The organism is uncultured Microbacterium sp. (genome assembly GCF_913776565.1).
GTDB lineage: Bacteria > Actinomycetota > Actinomycetes > Actinomycetales > Microbacteriaceae > Microbacterium.
Genome location: NZ_CAJYPF010000096.1, coordinates 1 through 2,941 on the forward strand (window position 1 = coordinate 1; position 2,941 = coordinate 2,941).

The window sequence follows — 2,941 nt, forward strand, 5'->3', positions numbered from 1 at the left end:
CGTGACCGCCCCCATCCCGACGCCCTACGAAGACCTCCTCCGCGACGTGCTCGCCACGGGCGTGCACAAGTCCGACCGCACCGGCACCGGCACCACGAGCGTCTTCGGGCGGCAGATCCGCTTCGACCTCGCCGCGGGCTTCCCCCTCATCACGACCAAGCGCGTGCACCTGAAGTCGATCGTCTACGAACTGCTGTGGTTCCTGCGCGGCGAGTCGAACGTCGCGTGGCTCCAGCAGAACGGCGTCACCATCTGGGACGAATGGGCCGACGCCGACGGCGAGCTCGGTCCCGTCTACGGCGTGCAGTGGCGCTCGTGGCCCACCGCCGACGGCGGCACGATCGACCAGATCGCGCAGGTCGTCGAGCAGATCCGCCGCGACCCCGACTCGCGTCGCCTCATCGTCTCCGCCTGGAATCCCGCCGACATCCCCGACATGGCCCTCGCCCCGTGCCACGCGCTCTTCCAGTTCTACGTCGCGGACGGCAAGCTGTCGTGCCAGCTGTACCAGCGCAGCGCCGACATGTTCCTCGGGGTGCCGTTCAACATCGCCTCCTACGCGCTGCTGACGCTGATGGTCGCGCAGCAGACGGGTCTCGAGCCGGGCGAGTTCGTGTGGACCGGCGGCGACTGCCACGTCTACGACAACCACCGCGAGCAGGTCGCCGAGCAGCTCTCGCGCGAGCCCTTCCCGTCGCCCACGCTGCGTTTCGCGCGCACGCCCGCGTCGATCTTCGACTACACCTTCGACGACATCGTGGTCGAGGGGTACCAGCACCACCCGGCCATCCGCGCGGCCGTCGCGGTATGACCGCGGTCGGGCTCATCTGGGCCGAGGCGCGCGGGGGCGTCATCGGTGCCGAGGGCGGGATGCCGTGGCACGTGCCCGAAGACCTGGCCCACTTCCGCGCGATCACTGGTGCCCACGACGTCGTCATGGGCCGGCGCACGTGGGAGTCCCTGCCGCCGCGCTTCCGTCCCCTGCCGGGACGCCGCAACATCGTCGTGACCCGATCCGCGACCTGGGCGGCAGAGGGCGCCGACCGGGCCGGCTCGCTCGACGACGCTCTCGCCCTCGCCGGTGGCGACGAGGTCTGGGTCATCGGCGGCGGGATGCTCTACGCCGAGGCGATCCACCGCGCCGACGTGCTCGAGATCACCCGTCTCGACCTCGCGGTCGCCGGGGATACCCACGCCCCCGCGACCGACGGGTGGCGCAGGGTCCGCACGGATCCCGCGTCGGGATGGCACGCCTCTAGCGACGGCATCCGCTACCGCTTCGAGACCCACCGGCGAGAGGACTGACGTGGCGCGCACGGCACTGGTCACGGGCGCGAGCTCGGGGCTGGGCGCGGAGTTCGCGCGACAGCTCGCCGCGCGCGGGGCCGACCTCGTCCTCGTCGCCCGCGACCGCGCGGCCCTCGACAGCGTCGCCGCCGACATCCGCGCCCGACACGGCCGCGAGGTCGAGGTGATGGTCGCCGACCTGCTCGATGCCGACGCGCTCGCCGCGGTCGAAGCCCGGGTCGCGACAGGGGTCGACGTGCTCGTCAACAACGCCGGATTCGGTCTCGACCTCGCCTTCGAGCGCAACGACGTGGAGGTCGAGGTGCACCACCTGCGCCTGCACGTCGAGGCGACGATGCGTCTCGTCCACGCGGCGCTACCGGCGATGCTCGAGCGGGGGAGCGGTCGCATCGTGAACGTCGCCTCGGTGGCCGGGTTCGTCCCGCGCGGCACCTACGGCGCCGCCAAAGGCTGGCTCATCTCTTTCAGCCGGTGGGCGAACGTCGCCTACCGCCCGCGCGGCGTCACCGTGACGGCCGTGTGCCCCGGGTTCGTTCACACGAACTTCCACGAGCGCCTGGGACTGCCGCCCGGCCAGGAGGGCGTCCCCGACCGCATGTGGCTCGACGCCGCGACGGTCGTGCGCGAGGGACTTCGCGATGCCGCGCGCGGACGCTCCGTCTCCGTGCCCTCATATCGCTACAAGGCGCTCGTCGCCGCCTCGCGCCTGCTGCCCGACGCGCTGGTCGTGCGCGCCGCCTCGCGAGGCCGCTGAGGACGTCGATCAGCGGAAACGACCCAGCCGGATCCCCGCCAGGGCGAGGGCCCCGATCGTCTCGCCGTCGGTGATACGCCCCTCGGCGACGAGCGACAGGGCGTCCGCGAAGGGAATCCAGCGCACGGCGTCGATCCCCTCCTCGCGCTGCGAGGCCGCGGCATCCGTGACGGTCAGTCCCCGGGCGAGGAAGACGTACTCGGGCGCGTCCGCGATCCCGTTGAGGGCGTTCATGCGTCCCAGATCCTGCCACTCGGATGCCGTCACCCCGGCCTCCTCCAGCAGTTCCCGCTGCGCCGCGACGAGGGGGTCTTCGCCGTCCGACCCGCCGGCCGGCACCTCCAGTGAGGGACCGGTCGTGTACCGCTCGAGCTCGACGAAGCAGATGCGCTCGGCGTCGTCCAGCGCGACGACGAACACGGCGGGGTGCTGCATCCGCACGACGCCGTAGATGCCGTCGCCGTGCGGTCCGGTCACCTCGTCCTCGCGCACGTGGATCCAGCGGTTCTCGTACACGGTGCGCGTCGCGCGGGTGGTCCAGCTCACCCCGCCACCCTAGGGTGCCCTGTTCCGGATGCATGAGCGCCCGCAGGAGGACCAAAGCACGAACCCCTCCCGTCTCCTTTCTCACCAGCGATCGTGCAGGTGGACCGCGAATCTCGGTTATCCACAGCACGGGCAGGGAGGGCAGCGCGTCGGGGCCACGATCGGGCACCCTGCCCGGGTGCACACCTCCACCGCCACCGACCTCGCGGCGCGCGCCGGCGGCGTCATCCGGCGCACCCACCTCCTCCGGCACGGCGCCACCGACGCCGACGTGCGCCGGTGGGTGCGGGGCGAGGTGTTCACGCGGCTGCGGGACGGCGTCCTCGCCCTCCC

The 2,941-nt window shown here is 72.2% G+C and carries 4 protein-coding genes; 3 read left to right on the top strand and 1 reads right to left on the bottom strand.

All coding sequences use genetic code 11. The annotated features are described in order from the left end of the window. The first annotated feature begins 1 nt into the window (after position 1). The 3 genes from QZ433_RS05255 to QZ433_RS05265 are packed head-to-tail and all read left to right on the top strand — an operon-like array spanning position 2 to position 2,062. A complete protein-coding gene (locus QZ433_RS05255) occupies positions 2-811 on the top strand; it encodes a thymidylate synthase (RefSeq protein ID WP_295780464.1) in 810 nt (269 codons plus the stop codon). After that, entirely contained in the window at positions 808-1,305 is a 498-nt protein-coding gene (locus tag QZ433_RS05260; protein ID WP_295780466.1) for a dihydrofolate reductase, read from the top strand. The genes QZ433_RS05255 and QZ433_RS05260 overlap by 4 nt, the downstream gene beginning before the upstream one ends. Position 1,306: 1 nt before the next feature. Beyond that, the gene (locus tag QZ433_RS05265; protein WP_295780468.1) at positions 1,307-2,062 is read left to right on the top strand and encodes an SDR family NAD(P)-dependent oxidoreductase; all 756 of its coding nucleotides are present in this window, start codon (positions 1,307-1,309) and stop codon (positions 2,060-2,062) included. 9 nt (positions 2,063-2,071) lie between these two features. On the opposite strand, the gene QZ433_RS05270 is transcribed toward QZ433_RS05265, so the two are convergent. Beyond that, complete coding sequence (locus QZ433_RS05270; protein ID WP_295780469.1) at positions 2,072-2,608, bottom strand: NUDIX hydrolase; 537 nt, start codon at positions 2,606-2,608, stop codon at positions 2,072-2,074. Between the last annotated feature and the right edge of the window lie 333 nt (positions 2,609-2,941).

Coding starts and splice junctions, on each gene's coding strand:
- QZ433_RS05260 (WP_295780466.1), top strand. CDS start 808: ATGACCGCGGTCGGGCTCATCTGGGCCGAGGCGCGCGGGGGCGTCATC.